Below are 23125 nucleotides of genomic sequence, written 5' to 3'. Positions count from 1 at the left end.
TAGAAATGTATAATCAAAATGTAGCAGCTTAAATCTCGCAATTAATTGTCCACTTTTTTATTGCAAGTCCAAAAATAGAACGTGAAGTTTTTAAAGGTTTCGAATCCGATATAGACTTTTCTTTAAATTCAATTAGTCCAATTGTTTCAAAAATAGAGGAAATTGAAATTGAAGAAAATAAATTTGAATATTTGAAAACTGTAAAAAAGGGAAAACTTAAAAAAGCGAACTTAATATCTTATTCAAAATCTGAATTAACTGAATTAATCAAAAAGAAAATTAAGAGTAATTACATTTATAATATGACTGATTTAAAATCACATAATATCTTCAAATTTGACATCTTGATTGAATTATTAAATACTCTAAATGAAATTGTAAAAATCACAATAGGTTTTGAATATATTCCAGAAAAACAGAAATTAAGATTAATAACTTTATACTGAAAAAAACTGCACACAACATGCGTATATAACAAATAATAAAATAAGATAATACCCAAGATTTCCATAGCTATCAGGAAGAGACAAGAGAGAATGACAATTTTTATCGATTTATAATGCTTTACAAATAATCATTAAAAAGGTGTAATGGATTAAGTTACAAAAACCAATAACGAGCTATTTTTGGTTTAATTTCTTTCATTATAATCTACATTTTCTTTTATCAAAATATCGATTGGTAAATGTATTTTGTTATTTGGTATCCTCTTTTTTAATGTTAAATAGTCTGTCATTATTCGAACAGATTCATAACCTTGGTCAAACGGTTTTTGGGATATTAAAAAAGAAATAGAATCGTTTTTCAAACATTCAATGTTTTGAGGCGTATTATCAAAACCAATCAGTTTAAGTTTTTCTAAATAAGCAACATCAATACAATCAACAACAATATAAATTCTACTGGCTGGTACAAATATACCTTCAATTTCGGGGTGTTGCTTTAAGTATAAATTAATTTTTTCTTTCGTTTCGGAAAAGCTATTTAAGTTATCAATTTTTAATGTTTGAGTTTTAGAGTTGATTTTGTTCTTCAAGAAATAGTCATTAAAACCATTAATTCTATTGGAAACAGCGTTGTTTTTAGTGATGTTATGTCTTGCTTGAATAATTAAATAAGTAGAAGGCTTTGGAATACTTAAATTCATCAGTTTACCTGATATATACCCAGCCATAAACGAATCTTGTCCAACGAACGCTATATTGTTAAAACCGTCAATATCAATATTCAAAAACAAATAGGGGATATTAAGAGTTTCTAACTTAGCAACTATTTGCTTTGTTTCTTTCGAGAAATTAGGCACCATGATTACGGCAGTTGGCTTGGATTCTAATAATTTATGGAATGTATTTAAATAGGAATCTGGGTCATATTGATTGAAAGTAAAATTAGTCACTTGAACCCCAAAACTTTTAACGTCACTAGCACCTTTTAAAATCCCCAAATATGGAGATTGCCAAAATAAATCGGAATCGTTATGCTTTGGAATCAATGCGGCAATAAAATGCTTGTTTTTCATGGCAAGCGCACTAGCAACCGGGTTCACGCTGAAATTATGAAACTCAAGAATTTTTTTAATCTTCGCTTCCGTTTTCTTTGATACACCACCACGACTATGTATGACTCTATCAACGGTGCCCTCAGACACATTGGCTTCTTTAGCGATATCCTTTATTGTAATCATATATAAAAAATAATTTTTCATCTCTTTCCATCCATGGTAAACTTATGAAGCTATTGAGATAATTTCAAGCAATTTAGTGAAATTTTTATCATTTTGTGTGCGCACACTGTTTTTTTTTCTATATTTGTGTGTGCGTACACGAAAATGTAATGCGTAATAGTTAATAATTAACAAAATTGGATACTAAAAAATGAGTAAAGTAATTGTTTTAACAGGAGCGGGGGGTGTTTTGTGTAGCACCTTAGCAAAATCATTGGCTAAAGAGGGTCATAAAATAGCTGTATTAGATTTAAGAATTGAGGCAGCAAATGAAGTAGCTGAAGCTATTAATGCAGATGGAGGAACAGCCATTGGCGTTGCAGCTAATGTTTTAGAAAAAGAATCTTTGGTAAAGGCTAAAGAAGAAGTGAACAGTCAATTGGGTTCTTGTGATATCTTAGTTAATGGTGCTGGTGGAAACCACCCTTTAGGAACAACATCTAATCCATATCTTCAAGAAGAAGATCTTTTAAATGAAACAGAAGGTTTTAAAACATTTTTTGATTTAGATCCTAATGGAATAAAATTTACGTTTGACTTAAACTTTATTGGAACTTTATTACCTACTCAAGTATTTGCTCAAGATATGGTAGGAAAAGAAGGCTGTAGTATTTTGAATATATCTTCAATGAATGCTTTTACGCCTTTAACTAAAATTCCAGCTTACAGTGGAGCAAAAGCCGCGGTTTCAAATTTCACACAATGGTTGGCAGTACATTTTTCTAAAGTAGGAATTCGTGTGAATGCTTTAGCTCCAGGTTTTTTCTTAACAGATCAAAACAGATCTTTATTAACAGAAAGCGATGGTAGCTTAACACAAAGAGGTCAGCAAATTATTGACCAAACACCAATGGGGCGTTATGGAGAGCCTGAAGATTTAGTAGGTACAACAATTTGGTTGTGCGGAGAAGGTTCGAAATTTGTAACTGGAGTTGTCGTGCCAATTGATGGTGGATTTGCAGCATATAGCGGCGTTTAAAACAATATATAATATGAGCTTAAAATTAGAACAAACATGGAGATGGTATGGGCCAAACGACCCAGTATCTCTTTCGGACATTAAACAATCCGGGGCTACTGGAATTGTTTCAGCATTACATCAAATTCCGAATGGTGAAGTTTGGCCAATCGAAGATATAAAAAAACGAAAGGAAATCATTGAGCAAGCAGGGCTAACATGGTCCGTTGTAGAAAGTGTTCCCATTCATGAGGATATAAAAACACAGTCTGGGAATTTTCAAACTTACATTGATAATTATACACAAACACTTTCAAATTTAGGGGTTTGCGGTATTGATACGGTATGTTATAATTTCATGCCCGTTTTAGATTGGACCCGTACAAGTTTAGATTTTGAAGTTGAAGATGGTTCAAAAGCATTACGATTTGATGCCACAGCATTTGTTGTTTTTGAAGTGTTTTTATTGCAAAGACCAGGAGCTAAAGAGAATTATACTTCTGAACAGATAGCAAGAGCGAAATCCATGTTTGATAACATGAGTGATTCAGAAAAAGCATTGCTGATTAAAAATATTATTGCTGGATTACCTGGAGCAGAAGAAGGGTATACTTTAGAAGAATTCAACGCTATTCTTGCAACATATAAAACTATTGGCCCTAAGGAATTAAAAGAACATCTTTTTTATTTTCTTGAACAGATTATTCCAGCTGCAGAAAAAGCTGGCATATTAATGTGTATTCACCCAGACGATCCACCATTTCCAATTTTGGGCTTACCAAGAGTTGTAAGTACAGAACAAGATATTGTCGATTTGTATAATGCCGTTGATAGTCCTAATAATGGATTAACGTTTTGTACAGGTTCTTTTGGTGTACGGTCGGATAACGATTTACCGGGCATGGTTGAACGACTAGGAGATAGGATTCATTTCATTCATTTAAGAGCTACCCAACGCGATGACTTAGGGAATTTTCATGAAGCCAATCATTTAGAAGGCGATGTGGATATGTACGGAGTCATGAAGGCTTTAATTAAAGAGCAAAGGAAAAGGCAATTGGCAGGACGATCAGACTTAAGAATGCCAATGCGACCAGATCACGGACATCAAATGTTAGATGATTTACATAAAAAAACGAATCCAGGCTATTCCGGAATTGGTAGATTAAGAGGTTTAGCTGAATTGCGAGGATTGGAATTTGGAATTTCTAAGAGCCTGAACTAATGAGTCAAATAAAATCAAAAACGTTTATTACTGAGGATTTTTTACTAAACTCTGAAGAGGCTAAAACCTTGTATCATGATTATGCGAAAAAAATGCCGATAATTGATTATCATAATCATTTATCGCCAAAACAAATAGCGGAAGATTTGCCTTTAGGGGATATTTGTGATGCTTGGTTAAGTGAAGACCACTATAAATGGCGTGGTATGCGCGCAAATGGTATTGAAGAAAAATACATTACTGGAGATGCTCAAAAACAAGAGAAATTCAACCAATGGGCAGAGACGGTTCCTTATACATTAAGAAATCCCTTATTTCATTGGACACAGTTAGAGCTTAAACGGTATTTCGATATTGATGATATATTACAGCCAAGTACTGCTGCTGCCATTTATGAGGAAGCAAATGCGGTTTTAGCATCTAAGACACCCGCTCAATTATTAGAACAAATGAACGTTGAAGTTATTTGTACTACTGATGACCCCACGGATGATTTACAATATCATAAAGAGATTGCAAAAGCAGATTTTTTTACTAAGGTTTATCCAACGTTTAGGGCAGACGAATTATTTTTTATAAATAAGAATTCCTTTAAGGATTATCTTGATAAACTAACTAATTCGGTATATTTCGATATAACAAACTATTCAGATTTTATAAAGGCGGTAAAGGCTAGAATCGCCTATTTTAATGATAACGGATGTCGTTTATCAGATTTTGGAGTTGGGGAGGCCTTGGTTATTGAAGAATTTACGGAAGAAGAAGTTGCGTCAATTTTTAATAAGAAATTACATGGAGAAACACTCTCGGTATTAGAAATTAATAAATATAGATCAAGTCTTTTTATTCATTTAGCTAAAGAATATCATAAATTAGATTGGGTTCAACAGTACCATTTAGGTCCAATTAGAAACAATAATAGCCGATTAGTGAAGCAAATTGGGTTAGATGCAGGATGTGATTCTATAGGTGATTTTCCGATGGCGGAATTTATGTCGAAGTTATTCAATACACTTAATTCAACCAATCAATTAGCCAAAACCATAACTTATAATTTAAATCCGTCACAAAACGAAGTATTCGCTACAATGATGGGTAATTTTCAGACAGGTGGAACACCGGGAAAAATGCAATGGGGTTCTGGATGGTGGTTTCTAGATCAAAAAGATGGTATGGAGAAGCAAATAAATACGCTATCAAATATGGGCTTGTTAAGTCGGTTTGTTGGAATGTTAACAGATAGCCGTAGCTTTTTATCATTTCCGAGGCATGAATATTTCAGAAGAATATTATGCAATTTGATGGCTGAAGATATGAATAAAGGGTTGGTGCCAAATGATATAGATTTCTTAGGAAAGATGATTCAAGATATCTGTTATAATAATGCGGTAAACTATTTTAAGTTTGAGTAATTAATAGTGTTCAATGAAGTACATTTGACTAATCCGGATCGGTATCTTGGATGGTCACGCAAATGATTGTTTACCTGTAATCGTTAAAAAAATGATAAAACGAAATATATGAAATATAAATTAATACTCATTGCTATTCTTCTTGCAAGCATGTCATCTTGTAAAAAGAAAGACGGCACAAAGGTTCTATATTTGGGGCATACGCTACCACAAACACATCCCGTACATAAAGGGATTTTAGAATTCCAGAAAGCATTGGAAACAAAATCCAATGGTACTTTAAAAGTTAAAATTTTTCCTGATGCTCAGTTAGGTTCAGAAAGAGAGGTTTTAGAGTTGTTGCAAATAGGATCTGTTGCAGCCACAAAGGTAAGTGCCGCAACATTATCTAATTTTGTGCCTGAATACCATATTTTAGGAATTCCGTACTTATTTAGAGATAAGAACCATCAGTTTGAAGTTTTAGAAGGTGACATTGGGAAATCAATATTAGAAAAAGGGAGCAAGTTTTGGTTGCGCGGACTTTGCTATTATGATGCTGGAAGTAGAAGTTTTTACACGAGTAATAAAGCCATCAGGACACCCGACGATTTAAAAGGATTAAAAATTAGGGTAATGAATAATCAAATGGCCATTAATATGGTTAATTCCATGGGCGGTTCTGCAACACCTCTGGCTTACGGTGAACTTTATACGGCTATTCAACAAGGCGTTGTAGATGGTGCCGAAAATAACCCGCCTTCATTTGTGTCTTCAAATCATTATGAAATTAGTAAATATTACACCTTAGATCAACACTCTTCTGTTCCAGATGTACTTTTAATAGGAACTAAGTATTGGGATAAACTATCTGATGAAGAAAAAATATGGGTACAAGAAGCTGCAGATGAATCTTCTCAAGCTCAAAAGAAGTTTTGGAACGATTCCGTTGAAGAATCCATGAAAATAGCTCAAGAAGCAGGGGTAGAAATTATTATTCCAGAAAAATCGTTGTTTGCTGAAAAATCAAAATCTGTTGTTGAAGAGTTTGTGAAAGAATTTCCAGAAATGGCTAACATAGTAAATCAAATTAAAAAATAAATAATTATGAGTAGATCTGAACTTGTTTTTAACAAAGTAAACCGACTTCTTGAATTGTTCATGATTATCATCTTTGCACTTTTGGTGTTAGATGTTCTGTTTCAAGTGTTTTCAAGATACATTCTAGGTACTTCCTTTACTTGGACAGAAGAGTTTGCACGATTTTCGTTAATATGGATGACCATTTTAGGCGCTGCCTATCTCAATGGAAAAAGAGAGCATTTATCCATGGATTTTTTGTATCAAAAATTCTCTGACACTAATAAAAGAAAAGCATCCATTCTTATAGAGGTTTTAGTATTTCTTTTTGCGCTTATAATCATGGTTATTGGTGGTTTAAATTTAGTATATACCACCTTGCATTTAGAACAACTTTCGGGAACATTAAGAATACCTTTGGGGTATGTATATGCCATTATGCCATTCAGTGGTTTTCTTATTATGTGTTTTTCGATATATCACATTTCAAATATTTACAAAAACAAAATCAATAATTAATTATGAGTATAGAATTTATAAGTATTATCGTTTTGTTTGCTAGTTTCTTTACGCTTTTGTTGCTCAAGGTTCCGGTAGCGTACAGTATAGGGATTTCAACAACATTAAGTTTATTATTAAATATTGATAATATGCCTGGGATAACTACCATTGCCCAGCGTATGACAACAGGAATTGATAGTTTTGCTTTATTGGCCATTCCGTTCTTTATTCTGGCTGGCGAGATTATGAAAAGTGGTGGTATAGCCAACCGACTCATCAATTTTGCAAAATCGTTGGTGTCAAGTCTCCCTGGAGGATTAGCTTATGTTAATGTTTTGGCATCTATGCTATTTGGTGCTATTTCGGGGTCAGCCCTAGCTGCAGCATCAGCAATTGGTAGTATAATGACAGATAGGATGGAAGAAGAAGGCTATCCAAGAACCTTAAGTGCATCTGTAAATATCACGGCTTCAACAACGGGGTTATTAATTCCGCCGAGTAATATTTTAATTGTATATGCCTTGGCAAGTGGAGGAACGGCTTCTGTGGCAGCCTTGTTTATTGCGGGTTATCTTCCTGGTATATTATTAGGTTTTGCTATTATGGGGTATGTTGCTTTTATTGCGATCAGTAAAGGTTATGCCAGAGGAAAACGAGCCACTTTATTTGAAGTTTGGACTTTTTTTAGAAAAGCTTTTTTTAGTTTACTATTATTAGTAATTGTAGTAGGAGGTATTGTAGCAGGAATTTTTACGGCTACTGAAGCTTCAGTAATTGCAGTATTATATGCAGCAATATTGTCTTTGGTTTATGGCGACATGAAAGTAAAGGATTTTTCAGGAGTACTATTATCCAGTGCAAAAACAACAGCTGTTGTGATGTTCTTAATTTGTACCTCTATGGCCATGTCGTGGTTGTTTTCTTTTGAAGGCATTCCGGAAATGATAAGTTCTTTTTTGTTAGAGCAGTTAAATAATAAGTTTGCCATCTTTTTAGCCATTAATCTTATTTTACTCATTATCGGAACATTTATGGATATGACTCCTGCGGTTTTAATATTTACACCCATTTTTCTTCCGGTCGTAACCACGTTAGGAATGGATCCAGTACACTTTGGAATTGTAATCGTGTTAAATTTATGTATAGGGATTTGTACACCACCAGTAGGCACTCTGCTCTTTGTAGGTAGCGGTGTTGCAAAAGTTTCGGTCACGCAGGTCATAAGGCCATTGCTTCCATTTTTAGCAATCATGGTAATCGTGTTGATGTTGATAAGTTATATACCAGAAATATCAATGTTTTTACCAAACCTATTCGGATTAAAATAAATGATACGAGATAGATACTAAATTATTATTTAGGTAAAATTTACAGATGAAAGTGAAAACAGAAGAGGTCGTCTAAAAAGTAATTTTTAGACGATTTTTTTTTAAAATGCTATTTTTGATATTACATTTTTTTTTTGATAAAAAACTCAATTTCAAAAAAGTAAAATTAACTTTATACAGTTAAACTATACTTTTTAAGGTTGTGAGCCATTGCAATAAGTCCTATTTCCACATTCACCTTTTCGATGGACTTGCAACAAAAAAGAGGACAATTAATTGCGAGATTTAAGCAGCTACATTTTGGTTATACATTTCTGTTTCAAATTCGTTAATAGTTTTATAGCCTAAAGTTGAGTGTCTCCTCCTTTTATTGTACCAAGTTCAATCCAAGAAAGTATTGATAATTCAGCTTGTGGTCTATAATTATATATATGTTTATAACCCCATTCGATTTTTAAGCTTTTAAAGAAGGATTCTGCAATAGCGTTATCCCAACAATTCCCTTTTCGATTTATACTTTGTATTACTAAGCCATCTTTTGAACAATGTGGGGATAATGAGGGGATTTTATTAAATAAAAAACCCTAACTAATTGATTAACAATTGTTAAGGCTTTTGTTAAGCGGAGAAAAAGAGGAACTATCCAAAGTTTCATTTTTTGAGTATTCATAGGGCTTAACAGGAGTGATAAATCTTTTATGCGCAGAATTACGCACCTCTTTGTGTTTACTTGTAGTCTTTAATAAATTTTGGACTCATTTGAGTGAATTTTAATCTAAATCTAAAGAATTCCTCGAGGCTTTGCCTTGGGGTTTAGCCGAAAAGTATGAATAACGGAGGGTTTTTCATAACACTTTGAAAAAGTGTAATTTTGAGAAGTAAGCGAGCATATTTTAAAAAGAGATAATAAGACGTTGTTGTTGTTGTTGTTGTTGTTGTTGTTGTTGTTGTTGTTGTTGTTGTTGTTGTTGTTGTTGTTGTTGTTGTTGTTGTTGTTGTTGTTGTTGTTGTTGTTGTTGTTGTTGTTGTTGTTGTTGTTGTTGTTGTTGTTGTTGTATCATTTGGTTTTTCCTTTGAAGTATAGAAAATCAGTTATAACAAAAGAAATAGGATAAGGTCTAAAGCAGATTTACATTGAAATATCAAAACGTTATGAGGTTCATTTTATTGAGATTTCTATGAGTCAGATCACATTCATTTTTTAGTTCAGAGCGCCCCTAGTTATCCCGTTTCAAAAATGATAACAATGTTAAAAAGCATCACTGCAATAGAGTTGTTTAAAAGATATCCAGAGATTAAGTTGAAACTGTGGGGTGGTGAATTTTGGACTAGCGGTTTTTATGCCAATACTCTTGGACAATATTCAAATGAGTAAGTGATAAGGGCATATGTGAAAAATCAAGGGATGGAGAAAGAATATAAAAAAAGTTCATTCGGATCAACTAACATTATTTTGATACCTCGATGGCTCTGCCTCGGGGTAGTTCATTATCAAAAAATTATGACTTCTGCTACTCCATTTCTAATTAAGAGACCTAAATCTAAAAATTTACATCCTATCACCATAAGAATTATAAAGGATAGAATGCCATCATCTATCTACATTGAACAAGCAATTAAAATCAATCAATGGAATTCATAATATCTAATCTTTCTAGAGAATATAATTATTCAATCTAATTTTTTTAAAATAATCAAGTATTATTAAGAGCTAGTAATTGGCAAAAGAGATTTTTTTTCATTATACCGAAAGTACAGGATAGATATTTGGTTTTAATATAATTTATTTGTTAAAGTTAGTATTGCCGCTTTTTAAGAATACCGAATGGTTTAATCGCTAGCATCGAATATTCTATTAATTATAATTAACTCCATGATTGCTCGAAAAGTTTTTCTTAAAGATATTAATAGTAATGATGTTCCAAAATATCTTAAAATTGTTAATGCATTTAAGGAATCTATTAATATAAATGCTTTTAGATCTGGAGATAGTATACCTTCTATAAATAAGTTTAGTAAAGATTATAGTATTTCAAGAGATACTGTTTTTAAGGCATATACTTTACTAAAGAATCAGGGTTATATAAAAGCCACGCCTAATAAAGGTTATTACATATGTGAAAGCAGAAAAAAAATCCTATTGCTAATTAGTACTTTCAAAGCTTACAAAGAAGTTTTTTATCATTCATTTATGAGTTGTTTACCTGAAAATGTGATAGTTGATTTACAATTTCACCATTACAATACAAAAAACTTTAAAATGATGTTAAATACTGATAATGGTATGTATTACAAATATATTATTATGGGTTTTAATCATCCAGAAGCATCAGACATTCTCTCAAGAATTGATAATAATAAATTATTATTAATTGATTCACAAGCACATTTCAAAAACGTAGAAAATTATGTGTTTCAAGATTTTGGAAAGGCTTTTTACTTGTGTTTAGAAAAAGCATTACATTTATTTAAGAAGTATGAAGTTTTGAATTTTGTTTACCCTGAGTTTACTCACCACCCGCCTGAAAGTTTGGAATACTTTAAGAAGTTTTGCCTTAACTATAATTTTAAGTTTGTCATTTCTGATGATTCTAAGCAATTTGTAGTAAAGAAAAACACAGCCTACATTACAGTAAATGATAGGATGTTATATGAGGTTTTAAACCAATGCACTAAAGCTAATTTTGAATTAGGAAAAGATGTGGGTATTTTATCTTATAATGATACACCCTTAAAAAAATATACATACAAAGGTATTTCAGTAATTTCGATTGATTTTAAGGAATTTGGTGCCAAAGTTGCCGAGTTTATTAATTCAAATCAAACATTACAAATGTATCTAGATACCAGACTTATATTAAGGGATTCTCTATAGTGTAATACTCTTCTCTAATCAAAAACCTTTTTTTTAAGTAACATTTTCTTTATTATGAATTATTGACTTTTCTATTTGAATAAAAGTTTATTTTTACAAGTAGTCAGGACAGAACAGCATAAACCTGGTTGTTTTCTATATTTGATTAATAATTTAATTTGATTACACACTTTTATGCCAGTATTGAGAACTAACAGCTAAAACAAGTCTATCAAATAAGTTCTCCCCAAAGTATCTTCTGTTTAATTTATAAACAAACTCATCTAGATAATTTTGCAAGTATTTTCCTTTGATTTTATGGTATATCCACAGTAAAGTACGCTTTGCGTTACTTATAGCGATATGCCCCCATTTTAGGGTGGTAATTTTGGTTTCCCTATTTGATTTTTCGGTAATATGCATTTCAACATAGTCTGAGATATCTACATAAGAGGTGCTCTTATCGCTAAAAACAATCGACATTTCTTCAAAACTATTGGTAATGGTAGTGTTGACATCTTCTGATTTGTGAGTCTCCAGAACTTTCATTTTAAAATAGAGAAAGAATATAAAAAAGTTCATTCAGATCAACTAACATTATTTTGATACCTCGATGGCTCTGCCTCGGGGTAGTTCATTGTAAAAAAAAAACATAGATTTATAAAAGACTAAAAAAAGTAATTTTTTAGTCTTTTATAAATATTGATGTATTAACCTTAGCTGATTTATAAACAGCTTCCTGAACTTTTAATGTTTTTAAATAATTATGCCCACTTGTTTCAAAAGCTTCTCCAGAAAAGAGTTTATCTATAAAATCTCTCTGAAAAATATAACAACAATCTCCAGCAAACCCAATATCATTGTGCGTGTAGTTATGAATTTCTTCTTTTTGACCTAATTTTTGAATGGTAATTTGTCCATCTGAATACAGTCTTAATGAGCCTTTCGAGCCATCAATTAAGTACTCTCCAAAAGTATATCTAGATTTTTTAAAATTATTTTCATTAAATCTATTAGCGTCCCAAACTGCTGTAGATTCGTTTTCAAAATTTAAAATCATTAAACCAGAATCTTCTCCTTTTATAATAGGGTTTAGTTTTTTGAGAATAGCATATACGCTTTTCACTTCACCAGCGTGATAACGAAAGGTGTCAATAAAATGCACCCCGGTTTCATATATAAGTAACTTTTTATAATCTCTAAAATAAGGCTGTCTTGCTAAATAAGCATCATCTCCCCAACCATCACCCATTCGGGATCTGAAGTTAAGATTAAACAAGTCGCCTAATTCATCATTATCAATAATTTTTTTGATTTCTCGATGCCAAGGCTGAAATCTAAAATTTTCGTGTACCACAAAGCGTACACCTTTTGAAGATACATAGTCTACAATTTTCTGAGACTCTTCGATAGTAGGAGCTAAAGGTTTTTGACATATGATGTTAACACCATTATCTGCGGCAAATTTACACATCTCAAAATGTGTTTCTGGTGGTGTAATGATATCTACAAAGTCAGGTTTCTCTTTAAGAATCATTTCTTTATAATCCGTGTAGTGCTTTTTTACACCAAATGAATCCATAACGCCTTTTGCTCTATCTAAATTAGAATTACAAAGGGCTGTAATTTCAATTTCAGGAATACGAGTCCAAGCTTCATATTGAAATCTACTAAAATATCCAGCTCCTATAGCAACACCTTTAAGTTTATTTTTCATTACTAATTGCTTTAGAAGAATCCATAAATAACCAACAGAAAATAGCAACAAAACCTAAAAAAGCAGCGACATAGAAAAATGGCTCGTTTGATCCAGTCCAATCTAACAAATATGGAAAGGCAAGTGCTGTAGAAAAAGCTCCTAGATTTCCTGCCATATTCATCATTCCTGAAACTTTTCCAGAATGTTCTTTCCCAATATCCATGCAAAATGACCATGATGGACTAAGAGTCATATCTGCACCAAATATGGCAACCGATAAGCATAATACAGCCCCAAGAGCTGTTTCCATATATAAACTAGAAAGTATGCCTATAACCACAAACACAAAGCCTATGATAGCAGGTACTTGTCTGGATAATTTCCAGTTCCCTTTTTTATAAATAGCGTCTACTGTATAACCAGAAACCCAGTTTCCAAGTGCCCCTGCTAAAAGCGGCAACATGGCATAGAATCCTGTTGTTACTAGATTCAAACCATATTTAGCTTTTATATAAGGGAATAACCATGTTAATGTAAAAAAGAAAATGAAGTTACTACCTATATATTGAATCATGGCTAGAATCACATTTTTGGACCCAAGAATACGATTGAGTGGTAAATTTGTTTTTGTATCTTCTACTTCTTGTTGACGATTTTTTATAATGTATTGCTTTTCAGCATCAGAAATACCTTTATGTTCTTCAGGCTTATTTCTAAATAGAAAATAAAATGCAATAGAGCATATAATCCCTACGGCTCCAAAAAAGTAGAATATATTCCGCCAGCCCCAAGCATCAATTAAATAGGCCACAAGTGGTAAAGCAAAAGCTGCGCCTAGTCGAGAACCTGAAAAATTAATACCCTGAAAAATGCCGCGTTCTTTTAACGGTACCCATGAAAAGGCAGCTCTAGAAATATTAGGAAAAGCTCCAGCTTCTCCAGCACCAAAAATAAATCTAAAAAATACCATGGATACATAATTCCATGCTAATCCTGTAAATGCTGTAAAAATGGACCATAAAATCATAATTGAAGTCATTACTTTGCGTACACCAAATTTATCACCTAAAGCACCTCCAGGAACTTGAAATAAAGCATACCCTAGAGCAAAAGCACTCAAAACCCAGCCCATTTGAATATCGGTAAGCACCAAATCGTCACTAATTGCATCTTTAGCCGATGATATACAAACACGGTCTATGTATAACAATAATGTAATAAAGAAGGAGCCTACGAAGAAACCATATCTTCTTTTTGGAATGCTAGTGTTCATAATTAATTTAGTTTTTGGATTATTGTTAAAAGTGAATCTTCATTTCCTACATTACCAGGAAATACGATATATGGTAATTCTGGAAATTTGGTTTCTTTGCCCATAGACCAGACAGGGATACCAGATTCTATTTGACCTAAGACTTTTGAACGTTTCATTCCTAAGCCTTTTGTTGCTAAATCATGAGATGTGATGCCTCCTTTCGCCAATACATATTTTGGGCGAACTTGTATGCCTTTTACTAAAGCTACTAAGGTATTTGAAATTTTTGATGCAATGTTGATATTGGATGTGGTATCTTTTCCAGAAATTAATTTTCTACTGGTGTAAACAAGAACATCTTTTCCTTGCGTTAATTGTTCATCTATTTTAGAAATTAAAGATTTTATGTATGCATATGATTGTTCACTTAAAATAATTTCTACGTCTACTTCAATAATACTTTCTTTTTCAAAATGATTTAAAGCTGAATTGAGTTGAATGGAAGACTTTTTAACATAAGATCCTACAATTGTTAAGCCTCCAGACTTATTTGTTTTATTCTGAAGGTCATTAGGATTTAATAGACCTTTTGGTTTTTGACCGATGTAGGAAGGAACAAAAGAGCTAGAGGTTCTAAAAAGCATGGTTTTTCCTAATTTTTCTGCAAGTAAAACGGCGTGGGTGAATTTATCTAAATCATTATAATTTAAAGCGTTTACAATACAGTATTGATTCGGTTTCAATGCTATTATTTCCTTACTTAATGATGCTACATCAAGTAATCTTATAGTATTAATACTAAATGAAAAAACATCAGTAGCTTTAATTTTTCCATTTGTTTTTTCCTCTATATATGATTTTAAATTTGCATTTGAATACCGAAAAGTATGATCTTTTGCAAACGGTGTCTCATTAACAGGGGTAAGTTGCTCGCTATCAGAAATATAGTGAGTATCATTCACTGATACGCGTCCACCTTCAAACATTACAGGAATAAATAGGGTAATGGCTTCTTTTACTGAAATGGCTTGTTTAATAACCTCGATTTCAGAAAAATGACCTCGTAATGTTGAATCACTGCGACTAATAATTGTAAATTTTCTATTTGTAATTTGTGAGGCCTCTACAATATTTTCCGAAATTTTCTTAAATATTTCTGAAGATTTCTTTTCTGATATACTTCTAGAATTTGTTAATATGAAAAACACAGGAGTTTCTTTTTTAAACTCCTCAAGAATGGTTTCTTTATCCCAATTGGTTAATAAAGGAATATCATAAACTGTTTGATTGCCAGTTGGGTCGTCATCAACAACGATACAAGTTCTATTTAATTGTTCAAAGAGGTCATGATTCATTCCTCTATAATTAGAAGAATCTTCTAAAGGCAGTTTATTAATTATGTTTAATAAAGAAGTGTTCATTAATATTTTTCTATGGCTATGACTCTAGCAGGAGCGCCATCTCCACCAGAAATTTTTAGTGGTAAAGCAATAAGTTCCACACAATTTGATTGTAACGCTTCAATATTAGTGAGTCCTTCAATAATAACGACGCCTTTTAGCAATATTTGATGAATTTTTGTAACTTCTTTTAAATCATTTACATCGGCTACAGATGGCGGTTCAACACCAATCATTTTTACTTTTTTTTCAAGACACCAGAGTGCAAGTTCTTCACTTACTCTGGGCAATTCGTCTCTATATTTTGAAGTATTAACAAATTGTGACCAACCCGTCCAAAAAATGAGACTATCTTCTTCAGAAAATTTTTCTAGAATTTTTTCAGGAATATGATTTGAATAAATCAATCCTTTTGAACCAACTTGACGAACATCTATTACCCAAGCCTTACCAACAAAATCAGTAATAGCTATTTTATCTATAGTCTGTTTGCTTACATTAAAATGAATAGGGGCGTCCATATGGGTTCCACAATGTGAGTAGAACGTTAATGTACTAGCATTCCATCCATCTTTTTCAATGATTTTACTGGTTTCTTTAGAAAAACCAGCAAAATCATTAGTATAATTTAGTGTAAGATCTACTATAGTATTCATCTCATATTAAAGGTTTTTAATTACAGCATCAGCTACATCAGAAGTACTAGCACTGCCGCCTAAATCTTTAGTAAGTACACCAGCTGATGTGCTTTTATCTATAGCTTGCATAATATTATCTGCGGCTTCAGTTTCTCCTAAATGCTCCAACATAATGGCTGCAGACCAAATTTGTCCGTATGGGTTAGCTATATTTTGACCAGCAATATCTGGAGCAGATCCATGAATAGGTTCAAACATAGATGGAAATTCCTTTTCAGGATTAATATTTCCACTACCACCAAGACCTAGACTTCCCATAACGGCACCACCTAAATCACTTAAAATATCTCCAAATAGATTGGTCGTTAAAACCACATCGAAAATTTCTGGTTTCAGTATAAAACTAGCAGTTGAATTATCAATATACATTTGGTCGTGAACAACATCAGGATATTGTGAAGCCACTTCTTTAATAACACGATCCCAGTATGTTAGGCTATTAATTAAGGTGTTTGATTTTGTGATATGAGTTACTTTATTTCTTCTTTTTCTAGCTAATTTAAAAGCATAATGTGCTACGCGCTCAATACCTTTTCTAGTAAAAATACTTGTGTCTAAACCCATACCATTTGCGGCATCTGGTAAATATTGACCTCCCATTTGAACAAATTCACCTTCTGTATTCTCTCTAACAATTACAAAGTCGATATGTTTTTCCGTTCTTAATGGTCTAGTTACCCCTGGATAAGTTCTAACAGGTCTGTAATTAACATACTGATTAAAACTTGTACGAACCTTAAATGTGTAATCTTTGGCAGGAAGCGTGTCATCTACAGCTGGTAATCCAACTGAGCCAAAATACACGGCGTCAAATTCTTTTAAGGTATCTAGTCCATCATCAGGTAAAAACTTGTCATTTTTAAGGTAATAACCAGCGCCCCAATCAAAAGTTTTCGATGTTATGTCGAAATTATGCTTTTTGGCAACAGCTTCTAATACTCTATACCCTTCAGGAACTATTTCGTTTCCAATACCATCTCCTGGCACTACTGCAATGTTATAATTTTTCACTTTTTAGTTTTTATTGATTAAATAATAATTCTCGAGATTTTTTTATGTGTAATCTTACTAGTTTTTCTGCTTCATCAGCATCTCCTTTTGAAATGGCTTGAATAATATTGAAATGTTCTTCTAATGTTTCCTCTGGAGTTCTAATAAGTCCATGGCCTGTTACTTTATCATGTATTTTCCCAAAGAAGTATACCTTGTCAAGAGGGGCATTTCCTGTAAGTGTAATTAGCAATGAATGAAATTTTTCATCTGCTTTAGAATAAGCTTCAATATTTATTTTCTTCTTTTTCAAGAAAGGTGTAAAACATCTTTTTAGTTGTTTAACAATTTTATCATCTTGAGCTTCGGCTAATAAGCGTGCTGCCATACCCTCAAGTGCTTCTCTACAAATGTAAATATCTATCATTTCTTTCTTGTCAAAAGATTTGATAAACACGCCTCTCCTTGGAATGCTTTCTACTAAATATTCATTTTCTAAGGCTAATAAAGCTTTCATTAGTGGAGTTCTACTAACACCTAGTGATTCAGCAATTTTTTCTTGAATAATTTTTTCGCCTTGTTTTAATTCGCCATTTAAAATCATTTCCTTTAACTTTAAATAAATAGGCTGGCTTATATTTTTATGTTCAATCATAAACTAATTACTCTTAATTGTATTTTGTATACAAAATACAAAAATATAAATGTTTAATTCAAATCAAATTGATTTTTGTATTTTTAATTAAAAAAATGTTAATCTTTTGGTTTTTAAGGCTTAATCATAGGTTTAGTTGATTGGCTAACTAAGAGTTTTTGTTTTTTTTGTTTTTTTTGTGATTTAACAGTACAGTACAGGATACTTGAGCAATCACTTATTCGTACAATTGTAATGATATTAGTAGTTTCATGACTTTGTTATGTAATCCTACTATGTCAAACTAATAAACTATAATATGTTAAAACTAAAACTCAAAATGAAACAAAAATTAAAAAGACAGTTTCCTTTTTCTGGGTTTGTATTAATGCTTGCTCTGGTCTTATCCAGTTTTACAGCTGTTAACTTACAAGCTCAAGAAAGAATTTCTGGTGTTGTAAATGATGTTGGTGGGATGCCTTTACCTGGTGTAAGTGTAGTCCAAAAAGGAACCACTCGCGGTGCATCAACAGATTTTGACGGGAACTATTCTCTTGAATTAACTTTAGGTGAAAAAACTTTAGTGTTTTCTTACCTAGGTTTTAAAACGGTAGAAATTCCAGTAGATGGAAGAACAACCATCGATGTGTCTTTAGAAGAGGACATAGCAGCCTTAGATGAAGTAGTTATAATAGGATATGGAACTCAGAAAAAAGAGAGTGTAGTAGCAGCTATTACTCAGGTGAAAGGTGAGGATTTGATGGAAAGGACAGCTGGTATAGCCAATGTTGAAGAAGCATTACAAGGAAATTTACCAGGTGTTACCGCTATACAAGGTAGTGGTGTTCCTGGGCAAGATAATATGAGGATTTTTATTCGTGGTCGAAGTTCATGGAATGGTAACGGCGATCCTCTTGTACTTGTGGATGGTGTTAAGAGGTCGATGACCGATTTAGACATGAATGATATTGAAAACATATCGGTGCTTAAAGATGCTTCTGCTACGGCGGTTTTTGGTGTAGAAGGTGCTAATGGCGTAATATTAATTACCTCTAAGAGAGGTCAAGTAGGAAAAGCGCAACTGTCGCTAAGTGTTAATTCAACTATTAAAACAGTTTCTCAATTACCAGAAAAATTAGATTCTTATGATGGTTTAATAGAAGCAAATAGTGCTATTTTAAGAGGGATAGCTCAAGCTCCTAATACTTGGAATAATTATACACCATTGGCTATTGTAGAAAGATACCGTAACCCAGGCAGTTTAGAGGAAAGTTATATTTATCCTAATGTTGATTGGGAAGAGGAATTGTTGAAAGATTTTGCACAAGATTATAGAGTTAACTTGTCTGTACGTGGAGGTAATAAATCAGCTAAATATTTTGGTAGTTTAGCTTACCAAACTGTAAATGATATTTTTGATGGCGGAAAATACGATAATGGAAGAGGCTATTTGGGTGAGTATCGATATGATAGATTTAACTTTAGAAGTAATATTGATTTCAATATTACAAATACTACTGAGTTGTCTGTTAGTTTAGCTGGTTTTTTAGGTGTTAGAGAGAGCCCTGGTAGTTTAGGTAATGTAACTAATGGGCTTTACCTAATAGCGCCAAGTCTTTACCCACCTGTATATCCAGATGGGATATATGGAAACCCCTTTAGTTATTTTAATGTATACGTAAACCCTGTTCAGACTTTACAGGCTCAGGGTTATGACACTTTTAGAACCTTTACAGTTAATTCAGATTTTATACTAAAACAGAAATTAGACTTTATTACTGAAGGCTTATCTTTTCAAGGACGATTTTCTTTAGATAATACTCAGAGAAGTAGGCAAGATTTAAATGATGGAGGTGTGATTTTCAGGGTTTACGATGGTGATCAAGAGAGTCTTCTTATTCCAGATGTTACTACCCGATTTGGTTATGTTCAACCACCTTGGACTTTAGAAACTTCAGAAGTGGAGAATAACCAACGATCGCGTCAAATGGTGTACGACTTTTCATTTAATTACAACAGGTCTTTTGCTGACAAGCATAACTTTACAGCGCTATTCTTAGTTAGAAGACAGGAGGCTGCAACGGGTAGTGCTTTCCCAAGGTACCGTGAAGACTGGGTAGGAAGGGTAACTTATAATTACGATTCAAGATACTTTTTAGATATAAACGGTGCTTACAATGGTTCTGAAAAATTTGGCCCGGGGTTTCGTTTCGATTTATTCCCATCTATTGCAGCAGGTTGGACAGTGTCTAACGAAGCCTTTATGGAAAATGCAGATTGGTTAGATAATCTTAAGTTTAGAGGTTCTTACGGTATTGTTGGTGATGATAATTTTGCTGGTAGATGGAGATATATTACGCAATGGGAGTCTGGTGCATCTGCGTTTTTAGTGCCAAGTACGTATCAAGGTAACAATGGAAGATCTCCTTATAACTTTTATAGAGAAGATGTAGTTGGAAATCCATTCCTTCAGTGGGAATCGGCTACTAAATATAACATAGGTGCTGAGTTCTCTTTATTTAATGGTTTATTAACTGCCGAGTTAGATTATTTTGCAGAAGATCGTGATAATATTGTAGTTGTTGGTAATCAAATTCAAACTTTACCAGATTTCTTTGGAGCAACACCTCCAGATATTAATACAGGTATCGTTGAGATTAGGGGTTATGAGATTGTTCTTGGTTCCAACTATACTTTCGATAATGGTTTAAATTTATTTGGTGATTTTAATTTTACGCAAGCCATAGATAAAGTAATAAGAAGAGATGATCCATTTTTGCAGCCTGATTATCTAAAAGATGCTAGTTTTAATATTGGGCAAAGAAGAACAGCTATTCCTGCAGGTATATTAACAAGTTGGGATGATGTTTACATGTCAACACCACAAAATGCAAACCAACAAAATACACGTGTAGGATATTATGATGTTGTAGATTTTGATGGAGACGGTGTTTACAATAATAATTTTGATAATGCACCTTTTGGTTATCCAAATCAACCGCAAAGAACCTGGGCCGCTACTTTAGGCGCGAAATACAAAGGTTTTAGTATTTCAGCGCAGTTGTATGGTACCCAAAACGCGTCTAGATTGTTTAGCAACAATACTTTTAGTAATTCTACACCTTTAATTTTTACGCAAGATTTAGATTATTGGACCGTAGATACGCCAAATAATACAGATACCCAACCATCATTTGGAGTTCCGGGTGGAACTAATCCTAGAGATAATTGGTTGGATGCATCTTTAACAAGGCTTAGAGCAGTTTCTTTATCTTATGATATTCCAAAAAAGACCTGTGAAAAACTTGGGCTAAAGAAACTTCAAGTTTTTGCAAATGGAAATAACCTGTTCTTATGGTCTAATATGCCAGATGATAGAGAGTTTAACACTTCTGGAGAAACACAGTCAAGAGGGGATTATCCTACCTTAAAAAGATTTAACTTTGGTTTTAATATGAATTTTTAAAAAAAAAGAAAAATGAAAAACTATAAAATAAAAATATTAATAATCTTAGGACTCGTATTCTCGTTTGCATGCGAGGACTATTTAGATGTGGCACCGGATGCAGTCATAGATGAAGAGGTGGTGTTTTCTACCTTTAAAAATTCGCAAGGTTTCGTTGAAGAAATGTATGCCTTAGTAGTGTCTTATGAACAGCAAGCACATACCTTTCAAGATTTTCTTTTGGGAGATGATGGGTTTGTTGATAGACCTACAAAAGCAAGTGGAGATATTGATGCAGGAAGATTCAATTCTGTAATAAGTGATAATTTTGTTTATTTAAATAACCACCGTAATGCTAATTATGGATCAACAGGAGCCAATTCAGCCAACGTTGAAAATACAAATGCTTTTAATAGACAAAGACCGGGGGTATATGATGGTAGCTTGCGTGGTATTCGTAAAGCTAATATTGTAATTAGGAATGTAGAAGAATTAGATTTAATGGTAAATGCAACTCAAGCCGAAAAAGATGTTATTCTTGGACAAGCTTATTTTTTTAGAGCATTTTTCCATAATGAGATTATGAAATTTTGGGGACGCTATCCATATATCGATAAAGTACTAATAGATGATTTTAGAATACCGCGTCCAGAGACTTACAGAGAAGTTGCCTTACAAGCTAACGAAGATTATAAAAGAGCCATTGAATTATTACCTGTAGACTGGGATAATGAGCCTTATGGACAACTAACACGAGGTGAAAATAAGGGTAGGCTTACAAAAGGAACAGCATATGCTTTTCAAGGTAAAAATCTGCTTCTTGCAGCTAGTCCTTTAATGAAAGGTAACAATGTAAGTGTAAATACATATGACTATGATAACGAGTTGTGTGATATGGCAGTTGATGCTTTTGCAGGAGTTCTTAAATTAGCCGACCAAGGACGTTATCGTTTAGCTACTTGGGAAAATTACGATGAAGTGTTTTGGAAATCACCTGCACCTGGTGCGTGGCCAGGAGGTACAGAATTTATGTTTGCTGCAACTGGGGGTAGTAATGTACAGGCTCAAAGATTTATGGCATCAGGAGTAAATAGAGCAATTCACACCAATTCTGGTGGATTTGAAGTTATTAGTCCTACACATAACTTTATCCATAACAATTTTGGTATGGCTAATGGACTTTCTATAGAGGATGATCTTAGTGGTAATTACGGACCAACATTGTACGACCCTACTAAACCTTTTGAAAACCGTGATCCACGTTTTTATAAATGGCATATTATTGATGGACAAATTATAGATGCAGGAGCTGGGGATCCAAATCATGTAGCAGCCCAACTTTGGTTTGAATCTTCTGCTAATAAAGGTTTCCACCGCAGTACTGGTGCTGAAAACATCAAAATAGTAAATAATACAGGGTATATGTGGACTAAATTTTTCCCTAAAGTTGATGGTAAATATCATACGAGATGGAATCCTATTATAAATCAATACGTCGGAGTACGCATGCATATGAGACTTTCAGATGTTTATTTAATGTATGCAGAAGCATTACATGCATCTAAGGGAGCAACCACAGCACCAAGTTCTTATAGCTTAACTGCTGAGGGGGCTATTAATTTATTCCGTGATCGAGCTGGTATTCCTAATGTACATCCTAATATAGTTGGAGATAACAACAAGTTTATGGATGAACTAAGAAGAGAAAGAACTGTTGAGTTAAGTTATGAAGCACATAGATGGGTAGATATTAGACGATGGGGAGTAGCTCATTTAGATAAATACAGAAGGAAATTAGCTTTAGATTTTCCGCAAGACAGAAGTAGTTTCACAGAAACACTTCTTGTAGATAGAATTTGTGAGTTCCCTAAGCATTATTGGTTACCATTTCCAGTTGAGCAAACACAAATTTACGAAGGCTTCCCTCAAAACCCAGGATGGTAG

General features: G+C 33.1%; 18 protein-coding genes and 2 pseudogenes. 10 read left to right on the top strand and 10 right to left on the bottom strand.

Features of this window, described 5'->3' with window-relative positions:
• Positions 1 to 631: 631 nt before the first annotated feature.
• Positions 632 to 1684 (bottom strand): substrate-binding domain-containing protein, encoded by a 1053-nt coding sequence (locus ABD935_RS12750; protein WP_345192498.1) that lies wholly within the window; start codon positions 1682 to 1684, stop codon positions 632 to 634.
• Between the two features lie 190 nt (positions 1685 to 1874).
• Here ABD935_RS12750 and ABD935_RS12745 point away from each other — a divergent pair, with 190 nt between their 5' ends.
• The 6 genes from ABD935_RS12745 to ABD935_RS12720 all read left to right on the top strand — a co-directional run bounded on the left by ABD935_RS12745 (position 1875) and on the right by ABD935_RS12720 (position 8206).
• Positions 1875 to 2702 carry an SDR family oxidoreductase gene (locus tag ABD935_RS12745; RefSeq protein WP_345192497.1) on the top strand — a complete coding sequence of 276 codons (828 nt, stop codon included), beginning with the start codon at positions 1875 to 1877 and terminating at the stop codon, positions 2700 to 2702.
• 13 nt (positions 2703 to 2715) lie between these two features.
• Positions 2716 to 3906 carry a mannonate dehydratase gene (uxuA, locus tag ABD935_RS12740; protein WP_345192496.1) on the top strand — a complete coding sequence of 397 codons (1191 nt, stop codon included), beginning with the start codon at positions 2716 to 2718 and terminating at the stop codon, positions 3904 to 3906.
• Entirely contained in the window at positions 3906 to 5318 is a 1413-nt protein-coding gene (uxaC, locus tag ABD935_RS12735) for a glucuronate isomerase (protein WP_345192495.1), read from the top strand. The genes uxuA and uxaC overlap by 1 nt, the downstream gene beginning before the upstream one ends.
• Positions 5319 to 5426: 108 nt before the next feature.
• A complete protein-coding gene (locus ABD935_RS12730; RefSeq protein WP_345192494.1) occupies positions 5427 to 6398 on the top strand; it encodes a TRAP transporter substrate-binding protein in 972 nt (323 codons plus the stop codon).
• A gap of 6 nt (positions 6399 to 6404) precedes the next feature.
• Complete coding sequence (locus ABD935_RS12725; protein ID WP_345192493.1) at positions 6405 to 6896, top strand: TRAP transporter small permease; 492 nt, start codon at positions 6405 to 6407, stop codon at positions 6894 to 6896.
• Positions 6897 to 6898: 2 nt separating this feature from the next.
• Complete coding sequence (locus ABD935_RS12720; RefSeq protein ID WP_345192492.1) at positions 6899 to 8206, top strand: TRAP transporter large permease; 1308 nt, start codon at positions 6899 to 6901, stop codon at positions 8204 to 8206.
• Between the two features lie 285 nt (positions 8207 to 8491).
• Here the strand turns inward: ABD935_RS12720 and ABD935_RS12715 are convergent.
• Together ABD935_RS12715 and ABD935_RS12710 are read right to left on the bottom strand one after the other, a co-directional pair.
• Positions 8492 to 8748, bottom strand: a pseudogene (locus ABD935_RS12715) (integrase core domain-containing protein); the annotation flags it as partial.
• A gap of 351 nt (positions 8749 to 9099) precedes the next feature.
• Entirely contained in the window at positions 9100 to 9267 is a 168-nt protein-coding gene (locus ABD935_RS12710; RefSeq protein WP_345192491.1) for a hypothetical protein, read from the bottom strand.
• Positions 9268 to 9443: 176 nt separating this feature from the next.
• Here ABD935_RS12710 and ABD935_RS12705 point away from each other — a divergent pair, with 176 nt between their 5' ends.
• Both ABD935_RS12705 and ABD935_RS12700 read left to right on the top strand, forming a co-directional pair.
• Positions 9444 to 9581, top strand: a complete 138-nt coding sequence (locus ABD935_RS12705; RefSeq protein WP_345192489.1) for a transposase — start codon at positions 9444 to 9446, stop codon at positions 9579 to 9581.
• A gap of 498 nt (positions 9582 to 10079) precedes the next feature.
• Positions 10080 to 11081, top strand: a complete 1002-nt coding sequence (locus ABD935_RS12700) for a substrate-binding domain-containing protein (RefSeq protein WP_345192488.1) — start codon at positions 10080 to 10082, stop codon at positions 11079 to 11081.
• Positions 11082 to 11243: 162 nt separating this feature from the next.
• On the opposite strand, the pseudogene ABD935_RS12695 reads toward ABD935_RS12700, so the two are convergent.
• The 7 genes and pseudogenes from ABD935_RS12695 to ABD935_RS12665 all read right to left on the bottom strand — a co-directional run.
• Positions 11244 to 11618, bottom strand: a pseudogene (locus ABD935_RS12695) (transposase); the annotation flags it as partial.
• Between the two features lie 127 nt (positions 11619 to 11745).
• On the bottom strand, positions 11746 to 12777 hold the full coding sequence (locus tag ABD935_RS12690) for a Gfo/Idh/MocA family protein (protein WP_345192487.1): 1032 nt from the start codon (positions 12775 to 12777) through the stop codon (positions 11746 to 11748).
• Positions 12767 to 14032, bottom strand: a complete 1266-nt coding sequence (locus tag ABD935_RS12685; protein ID WP_345192486.1) for an MFS transporter — start codon at positions 14030 to 14032, stop codon at positions 12767 to 12769. The genes ABD935_RS12690 and ABD935_RS12685 overlap by 11 nt, the downstream gene beginning before the upstream one ends.
• 2 nt (positions 14033 to 14034) lie before the next feature.
• Positions 14035 to 15435 carry a four-carbon acid sugar kinase family protein gene (locus ABD935_RS12680; RefSeq protein WP_345192485.1) on the bottom strand — a complete coding sequence of 467 codons (1401 nt, stop codon included), beginning with the start codon at positions 15433 to 15435 and terminating at the stop codon, positions 14035 to 14037.
• The gene (locus ABD935_RS12675) at positions 15435 to 16070 is read right to left on the bottom strand and encodes a cyclase family protein (protein WP_345192484.1); all 636 of its coding nucleotides are present in this window, start codon (positions 16068 to 16070) and stop codon (positions 15435 to 15437) included. Before ABD935_RS12675 ends, ABD935_RS12680 begins: the two co-directional genes overlap by 1 nt.
• Positions 16071 to 16076: 6 nt before the next feature.
• Positions 16077 to 17123 carry an isocitrate/isopropylmalate dehydrogenase family protein gene (locus ABD935_RS12670; protein ID WP_345192483.1) on the bottom strand — a complete coding sequence of 349 codons (1047 nt, stop codon included), beginning with the start codon at positions 17121 to 17123 and terminating at the stop codon, positions 16077 to 16079.
• A gap of 10 nt (positions 17124 to 17133) precedes the next feature.
• Complete coding sequence (locus ABD935_RS12665) at positions 17134 to 17757, bottom strand: GntR family transcriptional regulator (protein ID WP_345192482.1); 624 nt, start codon at positions 17755 to 17757, stop codon at positions 17134 to 17136.
• 319 nt (positions 17758 to 18076) lie between these two features.
• Between ABD935_RS12665 and ABD935_RS12660 the strand changes: the two genes are divergently transcribed.
• Positions 18077 to 21202, top strand: a complete 3126-nt coding sequence (locus ABD935_RS12660) for a SusC/RagA family TonB-linked outer membrane protein (protein WP_345192481.1) — start codon at positions 18077 to 18079, stop codon at positions 21200 to 21202.
• A gap of 12 nt (positions 21203 to 21214) precedes the next feature.
• The gene (locus ABD935_RS12655) at positions 21215 to 23125 is read left to right on the top strand and encodes a RagB/SusD family nutrient uptake outer membrane protein (RefSeq protein WP_345192480.1); all 1911 of its coding nucleotides are present in this window, start codon (positions 21215 to 21217) and stop codon (positions 23123 to 23125) included.

The organism is Algibacter agarivorans, from assembly GCF_039543245.1.
In the GTDB taxonomy this organism is placed as follows: Bacteria; Bacteroidota; Bacteroidia; order Flavobacteriales; family Flavobacteriaceae; genus Algibacter_G; species Algibacter_G agarivorans.
This window is presented reverse-complemented; position numbering and strand designations above follow the sequence as displayed.

Excerpts from the sequence above, each read along its gene's own strand:
- ABD935_RS12750 (WP_345192498.1), bottom strand. The coding sequence starts at position 1,684 with ATGATTACAATAAAGGATATCGCTAAAGAAGCCAATGTGTCTGAGGGC.
- ABD935_RS12745 (WP_345192497.1), top strand. The coding sequence starts at position 1,875 with ATGAGTAAAGTAATTGTTTTAACAGGAGCGGGGGGTGTTTTGTGTAGC.
- uxuA (WP_345192496.1), top strand. The coding sequence starts at position 2,716 with ATGAGCTTAAAATTAGAACAAACATGGAGATGGTATGGGCCAAACGAC.
- uxaC (WP_345192495.1), top strand. The coding sequence starts at position 3,906 with ATGAGTCAAATAAAATCAAAAACGTTTATTACTGAGGATTTTTTACTA.
- ABD935_RS12730 (WP_345192494.1), top strand. The coding sequence starts at position 5,427 with ATGAAATATAAATTAATACTCATTGCTATTCTTCTTGCAAGCATGTCA.
- ABD935_RS12725 (WP_345192493.1), top strand. The coding sequence starts at position 6,405 with ATGAGTAGATCTGAACTTGTTTTTAACAAAGTAAACCGACTTCTTGAA.
- ABD935_RS12720 (WP_345192492.1), top strand. The coding sequence starts at position 6,899 with ATGAGTATAGAATTTATAAGTATTATCGTTTTGTTTGCTAGTTTCTTT.
- ABD935_RS12710 (WP_345192491.1), bottom strand. The coding sequence starts at position 9,267 with ATGATACAACAACAACAACAACAACAACAACAACAACAACAACAACAA.
- ABD935_RS12705 (WP_345192489.1), top strand. The coding sequence starts at position 9,444 with ATGATAACAATGTTAAAAAGCATCACTGCAATAGAGTTGTTTAAAAGA.
- ABD935_RS12700 (WP_345192488.1), top strand. The coding sequence starts at position 10,080 with ATGATTGCTCGAAAAGTTTTTCTTAAAGATATTAATAGTAATGATGTT.
- ABD935_RS12690 (WP_345192487.1), bottom strand. The coding sequence starts at position 12,777 with ATGAAAAATAAACTTAAAGGTGTTGCTATAGGAGCTGGATATTTTAGT.
- ABD935_RS12685 (WP_345192486.1), bottom strand. The coding sequence starts at position 14,032 with ATGAACACTAGCATTCCAAAAAGAAGATATGGTTTCTTCGTAGGCTCC.
- ABD935_RS12680 (WP_345192485.1), bottom strand. The coding sequence starts at position 15,435 with ATGAACACTTCTTTATTAAACATAATTAATAAACTGCCTTTAGAAGAT.
- ABD935_RS12675 (WP_345192484.1), bottom strand. The coding sequence starts at position 16,070 with ATGAATACTATAGTAGATCTTACACTAAATTATACTAATGATTTTGCT.
- ABD935_RS12665 (WP_345192482.1), bottom strand. The coding sequence starts at position 17,757 with ATGATTGAACATAAAAATATAAGCCAGCCTATTTATTTAAAGTTAAAG.
- ABD935_RS12660 (WP_345192481.1), top strand. The coding sequence starts at position 18,077 with ATGAAACAAAAATTAAAAAGACAGTTTCCTTTTTCTGGGTTTGTATTA.
- ABD935_RS12655 (WP_345192480.1), top strand. The coding sequence starts at position 21,215 with ATGAAAAACTATAAAATAAAAATATTAATAATCTTAGGACTCGTATTC.